14 protein-coding genes are annotated in these 17,609 nt (G+C 37.0%); 11 read left to right on the top strand and 3 right to left on the bottom strand.

The features are described from left to right. Window positions 1-564: 564 nt before the first annotated feature. From AC5YC8_RS09960 to AC5YC8_RS09950, 3 genes are all read left to right on the top strand, one after another. Window positions 565-2,088 (top strand): fumarate hydratase, encoded by a 1,524-nt coding sequence (locus AC5YC8_RS09960; RefSeq protein ID WP_496116329.1) that lies wholly within the window; start codon window positions 565-567, stop codon window positions 2,086-2,088. Window positions 2,089-2,227: 139 nt separating this feature from the next. Then, on the top strand, window positions 2,228-2,413 hold the full coding sequence (locus AC5YC8_RS09955; protein WP_496164396.1) for a hypothetical protein: 186 nt from the start codon (window positions 2,228-2,230) through the stop codon (window positions 2,411-2,413). Between the two features lie 84 nt (window positions 2,414-2,497). After that, a complete protein-coding gene (locus AC5YC8_RS09950) occupies window positions 2,498-2,755 on the top strand; it encodes a DUF2059 domain-containing protein (protein WP_496164395.1) in 258 nt (85 codons plus the stop codon). 58 nt (window positions 2,756-2,813) lie between these two features. Here the strand turns inward: AC5YC8_RS09950 and clpX are convergent, their stop codons facing one another. The 3 genes from clpX to tig all read right to left on the bottom strand — a co-directional run bounded on the left by clpX (window position 2,814) and on the right by tig (window position 6,283). After that, window positions 2,814-4,124 carry an ATP-dependent protease ATP-binding subunit ClpX gene (clpX, locus tag AC5YC8_RS09945; protein WP_496164394.1) on the bottom strand — a complete coding sequence of 437 codons (1,311 nt, stop codon included), beginning with the start codon at window positions 4,122-4,124 and terminating at the stop codon, window positions 2,814-2,816. Window positions 4,125-4,148: 24 nt separating this feature from the next. After that, window positions 4,149-4,760, bottom strand: a complete 612-nt coding sequence (clpP, locus tag AC5YC8_RS09940; RefSeq protein WP_496116324.1) for an ATP-dependent Clp endopeptidase proteolytic subunit ClpP — start codon at window positions 4,758-4,760, stop codon at window positions 4,149-4,151. Between the two features lie 191 nt (window positions 4,761-4,951). Continuing rightward, complete coding sequence (gene tig, locus AC5YC8_RS09935) at window positions 4,952-6,283, bottom strand: trigger factor (protein ID WP_496116323.1); 1,332 nt, start codon at window positions 6,281-6,283, stop codon at window positions 4,952-4,954. Between the two features lie 254 nt (window positions 6,284-6,537). On the opposite strand from tig, the gene AC5YC8_RS09930 reads away from it, so the two are divergent. From AC5YC8_RS09930 to AC5YC8_RS09895, 8 genes are all read left to right on the top strand, one after another. Then, window positions 6,538-8,703 (top strand): TonB-dependent receptor domain-containing protein, encoded by a 2,166-nt coding sequence (locus AC5YC8_RS09930; RefSeq protein WP_496164392.1) that lies wholly within the window; start codon window positions 6,538-6,540, stop codon window positions 8,701-8,703. Window positions 8,704-8,977: 274 nt separating this feature from the next. Further along, window positions 8,978-11,269: a TonB-dependent receptor gene (locus tag AC5YC8_RS09925; RefSeq protein ID WP_496164391.1), complete on the top strand. Its 2,292-nt coding sequence runs from the start codon at window positions 8,978-8,980 to the stop codon at window positions 11,267-11,269. A 124-nt stretch (window positions 11,270-11,393) separates the two neighbouring features. Next, window positions 11,394-12,077 (top strand): Fe2+-dependent dioxygenase, encoded by a 684-nt coding sequence (locus AC5YC8_RS09920; RefSeq protein ID WP_496164390.1) that lies wholly within the window; start codon window positions 11,394-11,396, stop codon window positions 12,075-12,077. A gap of 34 nt (window positions 12,078-12,111) precedes the next feature. Then, the gene (locus tag AC5YC8_RS09915) at window positions 12,112-13,215 is read left to right on the top strand and encodes an alpha-hydroxy acid oxidase (RefSeq protein ID WP_496164389.1); all 1,104 of its coding nucleotides are present in this window, start codon (window positions 12,112-12,114) and stop codon (window positions 13,213-13,215) included. 264 nt (window positions 13,216-13,479) lie between these two features. Further along, the gene (leuA, locus tag AC5YC8_RS09910; RefSeq protein ID WP_496164388.1) at window positions 13,480-15,177 is read left to right on the top strand and encodes a 2-isopropylmalate synthase; all 1,698 of its coding nucleotides are present in this window, start codon (window positions 13,480-13,482) and stop codon (window positions 15,175-15,177) included. Window positions 15,178-15,259: 82 nt separating this feature from the next. After that, entirely contained in the window at window positions 15,260-16,417 is a 1,158-nt protein-coding gene (metX, locus tag AC5YC8_RS09905; RefSeq protein ID WP_496116316.1) for a homoserine O-succinyltransferase MetX, read from the top strand. Then, window positions 16,417-17,010 carry a methionine biosynthesis protein MetW gene (metW, locus tag AC5YC8_RS09900; RefSeq protein WP_496116315.1) on the top strand — a complete coding sequence of 198 codons (594 nt, stop codon included), beginning with the start codon at window positions 16,417-16,419 and terminating at the stop codon, window positions 17,008-17,010. The genes metX and metW overlap by 1 nt, the downstream gene beginning before the upstream one ends. Continuing rightward, a complete protein-coding gene (locus AC5YC8_RS09895; RefSeq protein ID WP_496116314.1) occupies window positions 17,007-17,597 on the top strand; it encodes a tetratricopeptide repeat protein in 591 nt (196 codons plus the stop codon). The genes metW and AC5YC8_RS09895 overlap by 4 nt, the downstream gene beginning before the upstream one ends. Window positions 17,598-17,609: the final 12 nt, after the last annotated feature.

Genomic DNA, 17,609 nt, shown 5'->3' with positions numbered 1-17,609 from the left:
GATTTGAGATTTGAGATTTGAGATTTGAGATTTGAGATTTGAGATTTGAGATTTGAGATTTGAGATTTGAGATTTGAGATTTGAGATTTGAGATTTGAGAAGAATATTATTTTTATAAAATTTTAAGCAAAAAAAAAGAAGATAAAGCTTAAGCTTGATCTTCTTGCTGACCGTAGAACCACGTTGCTGCGATAAACATAGAAAAACCAACGACTGAAACAACTGCTGTAATCATAATTTCATACTCTAACTTTGATATGAACATTATCTTAAAGTTTTATGACAGTTATATGACAAATATGAAACATTCAAATAAACCATTATTATAGCAATGTAATTCAATAACTTACCACCAAAATCCACATTAAACTCTGTCATATATGACAAATACCGCATGAAATATGGCAATCAATGCATCAAAAAACCATCAAATATGACAGCGAAAATCACAATTATGACAACACATTAAACTTTCGCCCAAAGCTTGATCAAAACACCCACAAAACCTGCTTTTTATCTTATAATTTAGCCCGCTAGCTAACAGCCCGCTCAAGAGATTTTTGTATGACTACTATTATCAAGCAAGATGACTTGATCACATCGGTTAAAGATGCGCTTCAGTTCATTTCATACTATCACCCACAAGACTTCATCCAAGCGATGAGCCGTGCGTATGACCGTGAAGAAAACAAAGCTGCAAAAGATGCGATCGCACAAATCTTAATTAACTCTCGTATGTGTGCAGAAGGACATCGTCCAATCTGCCAAGATACTGGTATTGTAAACGTATTCGTTGAAGTGGGCATGGACGTTAAATTCGATTTAACGATGAGCTTAGACGACGCGATTAACGAAGGTGTACGCCAAGGTTACTTAGAAAATTCTAACGTACTTCGTGCATCTGTACTTGCTGACCCTGCATTTGGTCGTAAGAATACGAAAGACAACACCCCTGCAGTGATCTACCACAAACTTGTTCCTGGTAACAAAGTGGATATCACTGTTGCAGCAAAAGGTGGCGGTTCAGAAAACAAATCTAAACTTGCAATGCTTAACCCATCTGACTCAATTGTAGATTGGGTACTTAAAACTGTTCCAACAATGGGTGCAGGTTGGTGTCCACCAGGCATGTTAGGTATTGGTATTGGCGGTACTGCTGAAAAAGCCATGATGCTTGCAAAAGAAGCATTGATGGAAGAAATCAATATGGACGAATTACTTCGTCGTGGACCGCAAAGCAAACTTGAAGAACTTCGTATCGAAATCTTCGAGAAAGTAAATGCTTTAGGTATTGGTGCTCAAGGTCTTGGTGGTTTAACAACTGTTCTAGATATTAAAATTAAAGATTACCCATGTCACGCTGCGGGCAAACCAGTAGGTATGATTCCTAACTGTGCTGCAACTCGTCATGCACACTTCACATTAGATGGTTCAGGTGTTGCAAATATTATTGCACCTAAACTTGAAGATTATCCTGAAGTAACTTGGGATTCATCTACTTCTAAACGTGTTGATTTAGACAACATTACTCAAGAAGAGATGAATGCTTGGCAACCAGGCGATACATTACTTCTTAACGGTACCATCTATACAGGTCGTGACGCTGCGCACAAACGTATGGTTGATATGTTGAATAATGGTGAAGAACTTCCTGTAGATCTTAAAGGTAAGTTTATCTACTACGTTGGTCCTGTAGATCCTGTTGGTGATGAAGTAGTTGGTCCTGCTGGCCCAACAACTGCAACACGTATGGATAAATTTACTCGCCAAGTTTTAGAAGCGACTGGTCTTTACGGCATGATTGGTAAAGCTGAGCGTGGTCCTTCTGCAATTGAAGCAATTAAAGATACTCAAACAACTTATTTAATGGCTGTTGGCGGTGCTGCATACTTAGTGTCTAAAGCAATCCGTGAAGCAGAAGTTGTTGCATTTGCTGACCTTGGTATGGAAGCAATCTACAAGTTTGTTGTGAAAGACATGCCTGTATCTGTTGCTGTAGACGTAAACGGTACATCTGTTCACGCAACTGCACCAAAAATTTGGCAAGCAAAAATTGGAAAAATTCCAGTAACGGATGCTGCTAAATAAGTTTTAGCTCCGTAATACTAATGCTACCTTTCTTCGGATCGGTAGCATTTTTTTTGATTAAAGACATAAAATGACATTCGCTTTACTTACCCAAAACGCTACTATTCAACTAATAAGAATGAAAGATGAGCAATGATAAATGACATATTCAACAATTTTAAAATCAACTTTATTCAGCTTATGCTTTTTGGGCTCAATAAACATTTATGCCGCTACAGCAACAGATTCAACCATTAATAAATTTATTCAACTGAGTGAGTTAAATAGCACGTTGAATAAATTTATTAATGAACTACAACCCTACTTTGACAGTCAAGCTGAATAAATTATTCAAAGTATTTCTCCAAATAATGAATTAGATGCAAATGAAATAACCATTTCACTTAAGCTCAGTCAAAAAATGTTTGATATGACAAAAAAAACTATTACGAGCCCTCAAGCAATAGCAACTGTAAAAAAAATTATTAAAAACATTTATACAGAAGAAGAAATTCAGGCTTATAACAAGTTTTTATCAACACCTGAAGGTAAATCAATTAACGAAAAAAGTACTCAAGCCATGATGGAAATTCAAACAGCAATTGAAGATCTTGCAACACAAACTATGAAAAACTCAGATTATGAAAAAGAAATTATTAAAATTATTGAACCCTTAGCACAACAATAAATAAGAGCTAAAATAAAAAAACGCGCCTTCAGGCGCGTTTTTTAATACAAAAACTCAATTAAGCCGATTTATTGACTAACTTAAGGTCAGCTTTTACATCTTCTTTAACTTCATCTTGCTTAGGTTGACGCTCAGCTTTAAGTTCTGGCTGAGCATTGTCATTAATAACCGCTTCATTCACCACAACAGTGCCAACATCTTCACGACTTGGTAAGTCGTACATCGTTTCAAGCAAAGAGTTTTCTAAAATTGAACGCAAACCACGCGCACCTGTATTACGCTCAAGAGCTTTTTTCGCCACCGCACGTAAAGCAGACTCTTCAAATACTAAATCTACATTTTCCATGTCGAATAAGTATTTATATTGACGCGTTAAAGCATTTTTTGGCTCAGTCAAAATTTGCAATAAAGCATCTTCATCAAGCTCATCGAGTGTTGCAATAACAGGTAAACGACCAATAAATTCTGGAATTAAACCAAACTTCACAAGGTCTGTTGCTTCAACTTGACGGAACAAATCAGACAGCTTTTTAGTTTCATCTTTTTTACGCACTTCTGCTGTAAAACCAATGCCACCCTTTTCTTGACGCTGTTGCACAATTTTCTCAAGACCTGAAAATGCACCGCCGCAAATAAACAAGATGTTTGAAGTATCAACTTGAATCAATTCTTGTTGAGGATGCTTACGACCACCTTGAGGCGGAATTGCAGCAACTGTACCTTCAATCATTTTAAGTAAAGCTTGTTGAACACCTTCACCAGACACATCACGTGTAATTGATGGGTTTTCAGATTTGCGTGTAATTTTGTCAATTTCATCGATATAGATAATGCCCTTCTGTGCTTTTTCTACATCGTAATCAGCTTTCTGAAGAAGCTTTTGAACAATATTTTCAACATCTTCACCTACATAACCAGCTTCAGTTAACGTAGTTGCATCTGCCATTGCAAAAGGCACATCAAGCAAACGAGCAAGCGTTTGTGCAAGTAATGTTTTACCTGAGCCCGTTGGGCCTACAAGCATGATGTTACTTTTCGAAATTTCAACACCATCTTCTGCTTTTTGACCGCTATTTTGCACTTTTAAACGCTTATAATGGTTATATACAGCAACAGATAAAGTCTTCTTCGCAACATCTTGACCAATAACATATTGATCTAACGCAGCACGAATTTCATGCGGTTTTGGTAAAGGCTTAGTCGCCCAATCACTTGATTCCACTTGCTGACTGGTTTGAACTAAATCTAGGCATACGTCCACACATTCATTACAGATATATGCGTCCTCGCCTGCAATCAGTTTCCCGACTTCAGACTGCGTTTTACCGCAAAATGAACAATGCTTTTGTCCTTGAGGATGTTCGGACATATTTACTCCAATAACTAATCTTTTTTAAATTGATGGACGTTTAGATAAAACTTCGTCCACTAAACCATATTCTTTTGCTTGCTGTGCAGTCATGAAGTTGTCACGATCTGTATCTTTAGCAAGACGTTCATAATCTTGACCGCTGTGTTCAGCCATTAAACGGTTTAAACGTTCTTTAATAAATAAAATTTCACGTGCGTGAATTTCAATATCAGATGCTTGACCACGGAAACCACCTAGTGGTTGATGAATCATTACACGTGCATTTTCAAGGCAATAACGCTTACCTTTTGCACCAGCATTTAATAGGAATGCACCCATTGATGCCGCTTGACCCATACAATAAGTCACAACATCAGGTTTAATAAATTGCATAGTATCGTAAATTGCCATACCTGCAGTTACAGAACCACCTGGTGAATTGATATATAAATGGATATCTTTATCTGGGTTTTCAGCTTCTAAAAACAACATTTGTGCAACAATTAAGTTCGCCATATTGTCTTCAACTTCACCTGTTAAAAAGATGACGCGTTCACGTAAAAGACGTGAATAAATATCAAAAGAACGCTCGCCACGAGATGACTGCTCTACCACCATTGGAACTAAAGCGTTTTCAATTGTTGGAACATACATACGTTTATTTATTCCTAAATTTTTTGTGAGTTAACCCATAGCGACAATATGAGGGATATTTATCAAAATTGCAAAATATTCGAGCTTAAATAGTAGATTTTTTACATCAGACATATTAAATAAAAATGATTTCGATTATTCATTTTCATAAAAAAAGGCGCCTAAAGCGCCTTTTTTCTTTCAGCTAGAAATTAGCCTTGTTGACGAGCTTGTTGCTCTTTCAATAAGTCTTCATAGCTTACTTTTGTATCAGTTACTTTAGCAGATGCTAAAATATGATCTACAACTTGATCTTCTAATACAACAGCTTCAATTTGTTGACGTTGTTGCGCATCGTTTTTGAAGAATTCAATTACTTCGTTTGGATCTTCGTAAGAAGAAGCCATGTCAGCAATGTAAGCTTCAACGCGAGCAGCATCTACTTCAATTTTAGCTTCAGCTAAAACGCGGCTTACTAATACGCCAAGTTTAACTGATTTTTCAGCTTGTTCTTTGAACAAGTCATCTGGAAGCATGCTGCTGTCAAATGCTTTAGCGCCTTGAGCACCAAACTGTTGAGTGAATTGTTGAATCATTTGTTGACGTTGACGGTCAATTTCTTGAGACAACATAGACTCTGGAATTTCTACTTCGTTAGCAGCTACAAGCGCATCAAAAGTTGCACCTTTAACTTGGTTGCGAAGACCGTTTTTAACTTCACGTTCCATGTTTTTACGAACGTCAGCTTTAAGTTTTTCAACGCCTTCTTCTTCAGTTAAACCAAATACTTTTAAGAATTCAGCATCAATTTCTGGAAGCTTTTGTTTTTCAACAAGCTTAACCGTAATTTTGAATTGAGCAGCTTTACCAGCAAGGTTTTCAGCTTGGTAGTCTTCAGGAAAAGTTACATCAATAACTTTCTCTTCGCCTTTCTTCATACCAACGATACCGTCTTCGAAGCCAGGGATCATACGACCAGAACCTAATACTAGTTTGAAGTCTTCAGAAGAACCACCTTCAAACTTCTCGCCATCAACAGAACCTTCGAAATCAAAAGTTACTTGCATGTCTTTTTTAGCCATGCCTTTTGTTTCAGTCCAAGAAGCGCGTTGCTTTTGAAGATTTTCGATCATTTGATCTACATCTTTATCATTTACTTCAGTTGCTTTACGTTCAACTTCTAAACCGTCAAATTTAACATCAACTTCAGGATAAACTTCTACAGTTGCTTGATAAACTAAAGCATCATCTTTCATTTCAGTTTTATCAATGTTTGGCATACCAACAGCGTTAATTTTCTCTTGTTGGATTGCTTCAAAAACTGTGTCACGAATAATGTCGTTAACAACTTCTTGATAAATACCAGCACCGTATTCACGGCGAACAACGTTCACAGGTACTTTACCCGCACGGAAGCCGTTAATCTTTACAGTTTTGGCAGTGCGTTTCAAACGAGCTTCAAATTGCTCATTAATACGGCTCGTCGGTACAGATACGTTTAAACGACGGGCAACGCCCGAAACCGCTTCAGAAGTTACTTGCATGGCTTCCTCGATATAATTGGAAATAACAGTTTTTTAAAAAGTGCCACATTATATGACAACATTTAAAGATATACAAAAAAAAGGATTATAGCACTTTTAGTTAAAGTCTTTGTACAAAGCACTAGCTCATATTTCTTATGAAAGAAATCAAGATACGTTTGTATACATTTCATTGCAAATGATAATATTTATCGTTAATATTGCGAACAATTATTATTCAAGTCTTTTTTCTCGTCCATTTTTGGAATTCTTTTATGAGTAAGTTCAACCTACACCCTTTATCTATCGCGTTGCTTGGGGCAATGACAACTTCAGTTTTTGCAGAAACATCTACAGAAACACAAAATCATCAACTATCTACAATCGTAGTTTCTGCATCTGGTTTTGAACAACAAATTAAAGATGCACCTGCTTCAATCAGTGTAGTCACAAGAGAAGATATTGAACGTAAAAATGCCACTAGCATTGCAGATTTATTAGTAGATATTCCTGGGGTAGATGTTCGTAATGGTGTAGGAAAAACAGGTGGCCTAAATGTTAGCATCCGCGGTATGGCGGCAGATGATACATTAATTCTCATCGATGGTCGTCGTCAAACAACATCAACAGATGTAACACCAAATGGTTTTGGAGAAACTTCTACCAGTTTTATGCCCCCTCTGTCCGCTATTGAGCGAATTGAAGTCATCCGTGGCCCTATGTCAACTCTTTATGGCTCAGATGCTATGGGAGGTGTCATTAATATCATCACTAAGAAAATATCTGATGAATGGAATGGAAATATCACTGTTAGTGGCAATGCTATGGAAAGTGGAGCAGAAGCAGATTCGTGGAAAACTAGCTTTTTACTTAATGGCCCACTAATTAACGATAAACTAGGCTTACAACTACGCGGTAGTTATTTTGATCGTAGCGGTTCTGATCGTGTCGTTGAGAATTCTACAAGTCGAGATCCGCGCCCGAATACAGCACACAATTATGATGTTGGTGGTAAACTCACATTTCAAGCCGATGATAAAAACTCACTTTGGATAGATACATTCCATACAAGTCAAAGCTACGATAACAAAGATAGTAGATTAGGCGACTTAGATTGGGTCAAGGAACTCAATAAAGCTGCTGGTTATAAAAACGAATTAAAATTTAATCGCTCTCAAATTTCACTTGGCCATGATGGTAATTATGATTTTGGTGTTTGGAAGTCTTATATTAGTCTTTCTGAGACTGAAACAAAGGGACGTACAATCCCAACAGAAGCATTCCTTCCAGCTCAACAAATTAACAACCCATTAATTGGTACAGATCGAGTTTTGAAAAATGAAGACTTGATTGCTAATACCCATTTAATTTCAAGACTCGATAGCCATAAAATCACAACAGGTGCTGAGTATAAAAAATTAATTATCAAAGATAATCTTACAGCTCATGATCCAAAAGGAAATGAAAAATTTGATAAAGACTCTTGGTCTATTTATGCAGAAGATGAGTGGACTCTCTTAGAAAATCTCATGTTTACTTATGGCACTCGCTATGAAAAGCATTCGGGTTTTGGTGGAAAGTTTAGCCCTCGAGCATATTTGGTCTGGAACACTAATGACATCCTGACTATAAAAGGCGGTGTTAGTACCGGCTACAAAGCTCCTTCAGCTAAAGATTTATTTGATGGTCTTATTAATCTACGCTCACAAGGGCGTACTCACATTTTTGGAAATCCAGACTTAAAGCCTGAAACTTCAACAAACTACGAGCTAGGCTTTAACTTTCAGCCTACAGATAAATTAAACCTTTCTGCGACAGGTTTTTATAATCAAATTAAAGATGTGATTACATCTGAATCTATAACTAACAATTGTACTGCTTCACGCGGTTGCTCTCGTAGTATCAATGCTAATAAAGCTAAAGTATATGGCACTGAAGTTACCTTGCAATACAACATTATTCCAGAATGGGATATTAAAGCTGCTTATACATACACAAAAAGTAAGATTACCGATAGTAACAATCCTGAAACTGTAGGTAACTATTACAACAATAACCCTCGCAATGCATTCAACTTAACTTCCACATGGCACATAAATCCAGCCGTTGATTTATGGTTGCAACATGAATATAAATCAAGTCGTGTTCGCTATACAGAAACTCCTGACACGGCTGATGCAGAAACTTTAGCTATCTACAATGCCTCTGGTAATAAATATTCAGGCTATAATTTGTTTAACTTAGGTGTAAGCTATACTGTCACAGACCAGTTGCGCTTAAACATGGCTGTTAATAATTTACTTGATAAAGATTTTACAGAAAACAAAACCATTACTTACAACACTAGTGATGAAACTCAAGTATACAAATATCTATCTAGTACTGAAGGAACTTATATTCCTAGTCGTAACTACTGGCTATCTGTTTCATACGATTTCTAACTCTCTTACTTAAAATCCTAAAAAACCTGCTTCGGCAGGTTTTTTTATTAAAGCTTCTACTACATTCATATTCTCAATAATTAATCAAACTTAAAAAGAAAATTCCTATTTCCTTAAAAAACATAAATTTAAATACAATTTGTTACATTATTTCATTCAAACTTCCATATTATCTCCATTTGAGAATCGCTATTACCAATTCAAATTAAAAGACTTTATAAATAGGAATCATTACTATTTGCACTCAATAATCATCACATCCTTTGGGTTTGAAATGGCTTTCATCAAAACGCGTAAAAAAATCGTATCTTCTGCGATTGCTTCGTCTCTAAGTATTATGGCTGGACACGCAATTGCCCAAGATCAAGCAACTCAACTAGAAACAATTCATTCAGAAGCATCTTTAGAACAAAAACAAAGCTTAAAAGTAGATAAGTCTGCAAATACTAAATTTGTTGCTCCCCTACTAGATACACCAAAATCAGTATCTGTAATTTCACAACAATTAATTCAAGACACACAAGTTACAACACTAAGTGATGCTCTTCGTACAGTTCCTGGTATTACACTAGGTGCTGGTGAAGGTGGTAACCCAAATGGTGACCGCCCTATTATTCGTGGTTTTAGCTCTGAAAGCTCAATTTATGTTGATGGTATTCGTAACTCAACATCTCAAAACCGTGACATGTTTGCAGTTGAACAAGTTGAAGTTGTAAAAGGCTCTGGTTCATCTTTAGGCGGTGCGGGCTCTGTTGGTGGTAGCATCAACATGGTTACTAAAGAAGCGAAAAAAGGTAACTTCTTACAAGGTTCAGTTGAACAAGGTACAGATGATTACCGTCGTATTACATTAGATGGTAACAAAGATTTTGGTAATGGTATTGCCGCACGTGTTGCTGTATTAGGTCATGAAAATAACAAACCTGGTCAAAGTAATGGTGCTGAATACAAACGTGCTGGTATTGCACCAAGTATTACTTTTGGTTTAGATACAGATACACGTGCTACATTAAGTTATTACTACCTAAAATCTAATGACACTCCAGATTCAGGTGTGCCTTATTGGAATGGCTCTAAAGCTGAAGGCACACCACTAGATGTAAAACAAGGTGTTTACTATGGTTGGAAAGATCGTGATTTCCAAAAACAAGAAAATCAAATTGGTACAATAAAACTCGAGCACGACCTTACCGATAATTTAACAATTAAAAATATTGCTCAATATTCAAAAGCAAAAAATGATTATATTTGGACACAGCCAGATGATTCAAAACTAAACATTGCAAATGGTAGCGTTGCAAGACGTGCAAATACACGTATTACTGATACGAGTACATTTACAGATCAACTGTCTTTGGCTGGTAAATTTAACACTGGAGCATTTAAGCACTCATTTAATACAGGTGTTGAATATAGCCATCAAAAATCTGATAAAGGAAGCTATAATCTTACAAGCTTAGGTGTTACAACATCTACCCTTCCTAACGGAACACCAAACTTAAATGGCCCTGGTGCATGTAGCGGACTTATTGGTTCTGCATCAGACTATTGGTGTACTGATGCGTATAATCCAAATCCAAGTGATCCATGGTTAGGTTCAATTACAGCAAACCGTGGTATCACCACAACTACAACTAAAAATACATCTATCTATTTCTTAGATAATATTGAAATTAACCCACAGTGGTTATTAGATCTTGGCGTACGTTGGGATAAATTTGATACAGAATTACTTTACAACAAAGATTCTGGCTCTGGCACGTCTTTAGTTAAAGCTGGTACTAAAATTAGTTCAGATACTGACTTTTTCTCTTACCAAGCTGGCTTAACATTTAAACCAACTGAAAATGGCGCTATTTATGCAAGCTTTGCAACCTCTGCAAACCCTGTTGGTGTAGATGCTGGTGATGGCTCAGAAAGCATCGGAAATCTATATAGTAATTTAGACCCTGAAAAAGCACGTACTTATGAAATTGGTACAAAATGGGATTTATTTAATAACAAACTAAATTTAACAGCCGCCATTTTCCGTACTGAAAAACAAAATGCTCGAGTACAAATAACAACTGACAGCTATGCTAACGTAGGTAAAAGTACTGTTGATGGTTTAGAGCTCGGGTTAAACGGTAATATTACAGATAAGTGGGCTGTTTCTGCTGGCTATACTTATCTAGACAGCGAAGCTGTGGATAACGGTAAAAAATGTAGTGGCAGACCAACTGTATGTACTAATGACGATAGCCCATATAATGGTAACAAACTACCTAACGTCCCTAAAAACTCTGCAACACTTTGGACAACTTACCAAGTATTACCACAACTTATGATTGGTGGTGGTGCAGTTGCGATGGATAAAGTCTATGGTGATTTAGCCAATACTAAATGGGTTCCAGGCTATGTCCGTTACGATTTAATGGCGCGTTATGACGTAACTAAAAATGTTAATTTACAAGTAAATGTAAATAACTTAACAGACAAACGTTACTTCACTAAAGCATACGGTTCACACTATGCAACAGAGGCAGATGGTCGTAATGCAGTATTATCTTTAAACTTTAAATACTAAGTTTTAAACATTAAATCCCATATTAAACCTATGGGATTTAAGCTAAAATAGCCTCTAACAATAGGGGCTATTTTTATATAGAACTGTTATAAATAATTTAATTATATTTTCAGAAGGTATTGCCGTGATTCATCATATTCCCAATGTCTTAACAAAAGAACAAGTTCAATATTTCCGCTCAGAAATGGATAAAGTCAATTGGGTTGATGGTAAAATTTCGACGGGATCACTTTCTGCAAATGTAAAACAAAATCAACAATTACCAGAAGATCATCCTTTAACACATCATTTGGGCGATATCATTTTAGATGTGCTCTCAAAGCACCCTCTTTTTGTATCAGCAGCCTTACCACTCAATATTTTGCCACCTTATTTCAATCGCTATGAAAATGGTGAAACTTTTGGCTTTCATGTTGATAATTCAATTCGTTGGATTAAAGGCACACAGCAAAAAATACGTACAGATTTGTCTTGCACTATTTTCTTGAGTGAACCTGAAGAATATGAAGGTGGCGAGCTTGTTGTTGAAGATACTTATGGCTATCACGAAGTTAAACTCCCTGCGGGAGATTTAATTTTGTATCCATCTACAAGTGTTCATGAAGTTACACCTGTCACATCAGGATGTCGTGTAGGTTCTTTCTTTTGGCTACAAAGTATGATTCGTGATGATGCCGATCGACACATGTTATTTAATTTAGATCAAACCATTCAAAACTTAAGAATGCAATTGGGCGATGCCCATGAGGAAGTGGTTAAACTCACAAGTTTGTACCATAACCTCATGCGTAAATGGGCTGAAATTTAATTCACTATAACCGTCCCTGCTCCAAGGATTCCTCATGAAAAATAAAACTATTTTAGAACCGCTAACTCAAATTCCAGCGTATCTTCAAACTATTCATGATTATGAAATTGAAGCAGAGAAACACCTTTCAGAAATGGTATGGAGCTACTTACAAGGTGGCTCAATGGAAGAACATAGTGCTCAAGAAAATCTGACACTATTTAAATATATTCAGCTTTTACCACGTGTATTAAAAGATCTTACACATGGCAACACAGAATGTGACATTTTAGGTCAGCACTACCCTCACCCTATTTTTTTAGCACCTATTGGACATCAGCAACAGTTTCATCCTGAGGCAGAAGCCGCATCTGCTTTAGCCGCTGAAGTGATGGGCAGCAACATCATATTAAGCACCTTTACTAATACAGATATGCGTAGCCTTAAACAAGAAAATCCATACAAATGGTTCCAATTGTATTGGCAAGGTGATCGTGAAAAATCTTTAGCTTTGGTCAAAATGGCAGAAGCCCATCACTATAAAGCCATTGTGATTACAGTAGATTCTCCACATACAGGTATTAGAGATCGAGAACGTAAAGCTTTTTTCCATTTACCTGATAACATGCAACATCCACATACACCTACACATATTCCTCTACCTGAGTTAAACAAAGGTGAACACCCAGTTTTTAATGGGCTAATGCGAATTGCACCCACATGGGAAGATATTGCCTACATTGTCAAAAATACTGAGTTGCCCGTCCTTTTAAAAGGAATAACACACCCACAAGATGCTTTATTGGCTATTCAACATGGCGTTAAAGGTTTAATTATTTCCAACCACGGTGGACGTGTTTTAGATACGTGTATTTCACCACTTTTAGCCTTGCAAATGATTAAAAAAGTCGTACCTAGTAATTTCCCACTTCTTTATGATGGTGGTATTCGACGAGGTTCTGATATTTTTAAAGCGATTGCATTAGGTGCTTCTGCTGTATGTATTGGTCGTCCACAAATTTATGGATTGGCAAGTGCTGGAGCTTTAGGTGTTGCTCATGTCCTTAAAATTCTAAAAGAAGAATTTGAAATTACTATGGCACTTATGGGAACAGCTACCGTATCAGATATTAATAGTGAATATATTTTTCAATATTAATTAAATTATGAAAATTTTTGTCATATATTTTTCATTTAATGCAAAATACGGAATTTTTTCTCGGAATCAATCTATTAAAATTAAGTTATAGATTTACAAGATACATGGTAAAGCTAAGCGCTAAAAATACAAAAAGATTTTTTACGACTTTCGCCTAACTCCATCATTATCACACTTGTAAATTGTTAAAATAGACACAATCTATATTCATAGTACCTCGCGTTATCCACGACAATTATTCAGGTGCTATAAAGGAGTTTTCACATGATGTTGGCAGATCCAAGCAAAAAATACCGTCGTATGTATCAACGTGTTGACTTACCAGACCGTCAATGGCCGAATAATGAAATCAATAAAGCGCCTATCTGGATGAGTACCGACCTACGTGACGGTAACCAAGCGATCTTTGAGCCAATGAACATTGAACAAAAATTCAAAATGTTCCAAATGCTTGTGAAAATTGGTTTTAAGCACATTGAAATTGGCTTTCCTTCGGCATCTCAAATTGATTTTGACTTCACACGTAAATTAATTGAAGAAGGTCATATTCCAGATGATGTTTATATCGAAGTTTTAGTACAAGCACGTGATCACTTAATCCAACGTACTTTTGAATCTTTACAAGGTGCAAAACGTGCAATTGTGCATATATACAACTCAAACTCTCCAACATTCCGTACTAAGGTGTTGAATGTAGATGTTGCTGGTGCAAAAAGTTTAGCAATCAATGCCGCAACAAAAGTAAAAGAATATGCAGCGAAACAACCTGAAACTGAATTTATTTTCCAATATAGCCCTGAATGTTTTACAGCAACAGAATTAGAAGTTGCTAAAGATGTTTGTGATGCTGTGACTGAAATTTGGGAAGCATCTCCAACCAACAAAGTAATTTTGAACTTGCCTGCAACTGTTGAAGTTTCAGGACCACACGTTTATGCAGACCAAATCGAATGGATGCATCGTAACTTAGCACGTCGTGATGGTGTTATTATTTCTGTTCATTGCCACAACGACCGTGGCTGTGGTATTGCTGCTTCTGAACTTGCAATTATGGCAGGTGCAGACCGTGTCGAAGGCTGTGTCTTTGGTAATGGTGAACGTACAGGTAACGTAGACGTAGCAGCAATTGCTTTAAATATGTATACCCAAGGTGTTGCACCAGAATTAGATTTTTCAAACATTAATGAAATTATTGCAACCGTTGAAGAATGCACAGGCTTACCTGTACATCCTCGCCATCCATATGCAGGCGACTTGGTGTTTACAGCATTCTCAGGTTCTCACCAAGATGCCATTAAGAAAGGTTTTGAATTCCAAAAGAACGAAGAAATTTGGGACATGCCTTACTTACCAATCGATCCTAAAGACTTAGGGCGCGATTACGATGCTGTGATTCGTGTGAACTCTCAATCAGGTAAAGGTGGTATTGCTTACTTGTTAGAATCAAATTACAACGTGGTATTACCTCGTCGTATTCAAATTGAATTCTCACAAATTGTTCAGCAAAAAACAGATGAAGATGGTACTGAAATTTCAGCACAAGCAATTTGGACATTATTCAAAGACACTTATGTTGCAGCTAAAGATACTCACTATTCAACTAAAAACTACAAATTGTCAGATGAAAATGGCAACCAAGTGATTGAACTAGACATTGAAGTTAATGGTCAAGTACAGCACTTACGTGGTGAAGGTAATGGTCCAATTTCTGCAATTTTAGATGCATTACAACTTCCAATTGACGTATTAAGTTATGAAGAACGCAGCATTAGTTCTGGTGCACATGCAAAAGCATTGGCATTAATTGAACTTCAAGTAAAAGGCAGCGGTAAATCTGCATTTGGTGCGGGCGTACATGACAACATTGTTACCTCCTCAATTGATGCAATTATTGCATGTACCAACAGATTAATTGATCAAGGTGTTCTTAGCACAGATCAAGTGATTGCTGCTGCAGTTTAAGCGATAAAACTGTTTTAAAAAGGATACCCCAAGTGGTATCCTTTTCTTTATTGATCCCAAAGATTTAAGGCGAATTATTCCTGTGTCTTTTCCAGCCGACTCAGTGGGTTTAGTTACCCCGCAAAAGTTCATTTTCGAAGAGCCTTTAGCCCTCGAATGCGATCGAATTCTTCCACGTTTTGAACTAATGGTTGAAACTTACGGCGAACTTAATGCCGATAAGTCCAATGCTATTCTTATTTGTCATGCGCTTTCTGGTCATCATCATGCTGCTGGCTATCATCATGAAGATGACAAAAAACCAGGTTGGTGGGATTCTTGCATTGGTCCAGGTAAAGCAATTGATACATCAAAATTCTTTGTTGTTGCCTTAAACAATATTGGCGGATGTAGTGGCTCTACAGGCCCAACATCACCAAATCCTGAAAATGAAAATCGTCCTTATGGTCCAGACTTTCCACTAGTCACCGTTCGTGATTGGGTAAAAACTCAAGCACTATTATCAGATCGTTTAGGTATTGATGTTTGGTATGCTGTCATTGGTGGCTCTTTAGGCGGTATGCAAGCTTTACAATGGTCTGTGGATTATCCTGACCGTTTACAAAAATGCGTTATTATTGCAAGCGCACCAAAGCTATCTGCACAGAATATTGCCTTTAACGAAGTTGCACGCCAATCTATTTTGTCTGACCCAGATTTTCATAATGGTCGCTATTTAGAAAACGATAGTTATCCAAAACGCGGACTGATTTTGGCACGTATGGTTGGTCATATCACGTATCTGTCTGAAGAGGCAATGAAACAAAAATTTGGTCGTGACTTAAAGTCTGGCAAATTCATGTATGGTTTCGATGTCGAATTCCAAGTTGAAAGCTATTTACGCTATCAAGGTGAACAATTTAGTCGTAATTTTGATGCCAACACTTATTTAATTATGACCAAAGCTTTGGATTATTTTGACCCTGCACGTGAATATGAACTTTCACTCAAAAAAGCAATGGCAAATACTAAATGTAAATTTTTAGTGGTTTCATTTACCACAGATTGGCGTTTTACCCCTGCTCGTTCACAAGAAATTGTAGATGCATTAATTAGCAATTTTAAACCTGTTAGTTATTTAGATATTGATGCAGAACAAGGTCATGACTCTTTCTTATTTCCTATTCCATTGTATGTAAAATCTTTACGTGCATTCTTAGGTGGTGAAGAACACCTCCAATCGACCAAGGAGGCTGTGTAATGCGTATTGATCATCAACTTGCAGAAAAATGGATTAAGCCCGATTCTAGCGTACTCGATTTAGGTTGTGGCGATGGTGAACTTCTTGCTCATATGAGTAAAAAGCACAATATCCGTGCATACGGACTAGAAATTGATCAAGAAAAGATTGCAATTGCTGTCAGTAGAGGGTTAAATATTGTTCAGCAGGACTTAAATTTAGGTTTAAGTCGTTTTGCCGACCAGTCTTTTGACTATGTTGTTATGGCACAAGCTTTGCAAGCTGTAGATGCACCAGACGTATTATTACGAGATATGGTGCGCGTGGGGAAACAAGCAATTATCACATTCCCTAATTTTGCACATTGGAAGACCCGCTCTTTCCTTGCGCTGAAAGGAATGATGCCTGTTTCAGATGCTTTACCCTATATGTGGTATAACACACCCAATATTCATTTATGTACTTTCCGTGACTTTGAAGCACTTTGTGCAGAAAACAATATACGGATTATTAATCGACTTTCGGTCAATGAAAACCAAGAAGATAGCTTGTTAAGCAAGCGTTTTCCTAATTTGTTTGGTGAAGTCGCTATTTATCGAGTGAGCGCTCTATGAAAAAACTATTATTAAGCACGACGCTTCTTGTTGGACTTTATAGCATACAAGCCCATGCAGATTATGTTGCTCCAAAGCCAACTATTTCAAGTCAAGCAGCTCAATATTCAGTTATGGATATGAATAATTTAATTAAAGCTGCAAAATCAGGACAACCTGGGGCACAATTTTACCTTGCAACCAAATATCAACAAGGTAAAGATGTAAAACAAAATGATGCTCAAGCATTCGCTTGGTACAAAGCAGCTGCAGATCAAGGTCTATCGCCTGCTCAACTGAATGTAGGTCGCATGCTTGCAGATGGTATTGGCGTACGTAAAGATGAGTCTTTAGCGCGTAAATACTTTGAAAAAGCAGCAAGCCATGGTGACAATCGTGCAAGTTTCAACCTTGCAATGATGGAAGAGCAAAAGAAAAATTACGTAGGTGCATACCAGTGGTATGAGCTGTCTACTCGTGATGGCATGCTCGACAATAAAGTAATTACGCTTTCTGAAGGTAAGAAAACTGCTTTAGCAGCGAACTTAACTCAAGATCAAATCCGTCAAGCACGTGATCGTGCGGATCAATGGATTCAAGCGCAATAAGCATATACTGCA

The organism is Acinetobacter sp. FY731 (assembly GCF_059515905.1).
This window is presented reverse-complemented; position numbering and strand designations above follow the sequence as displayed.